A 543-nucleotide genomic window follows, 5' to 3' on the forward strand; every position below is an offset into this window, starting at 1 on the left:
CAGCCACTTCGAATACCATGATCAGGGAACCGGTGGAGACCTTGTCACCCGCCTTCACCTTGATCTCTTTGACCACACCGGCGAACGGCGCAGGCACTTCCATGGAGGCCTTGTCACCTTCCACGGCGATCAGGGACTGGTCGGCTTCAACCTTGTCACCCACAGCAACCATGATCTCGGTGACTTCGACTTCGTCGCCACCGATATCCGGTACGTTAACCTCTTTGGCAGCAGCGGCAACCGGGGCAGCAGCCACGGGCGCGGCGGCTTGAGCCGGAGCAGCAACGGCAGCAGGCGCAGCGCCAGCCACTTCAAATACCATCACCAGAGAGCCGGTAGAGACCTTGGCACCAGCGGCAACCTTGATCTCGACCACGCGGCCTGCGAACGGAGCCGGTACTTCCATGGAGGCCTTGTCACCTTCCACGGCAATGATGGACTGGTCAGCTTCTACCATGTCGCCCACGGCAACCATGATTTCAGTCACGTCCACTTCGTCGTCACCGATGTCCGGTACGTGCACATCTTTGCGCACGGCAGCGG

General features: G+C 60.6%; 1 protein-coding gene. It reads right to left on the bottom strand.

Features of this window, described 5'->3' with window-relative positions:
• The coding region (locus L972_RS12685; RefSeq protein ID WP_047438639.1) for a biotin/lipoyl-containing protein at positions 1 to 543 on the bottom strand (543 nt) is incomplete at both ends.

It is taken from the genome of Aeromonas sp. ZOR0001 (genome assembly GCF_000801015.1).
Taxonomy (GTDB): Bacteria; Pseudomonadota; Gammaproteobacteria; order Enterobacterales; family Aeromonadaceae; genus Aeromonas; species Aeromonas veronii.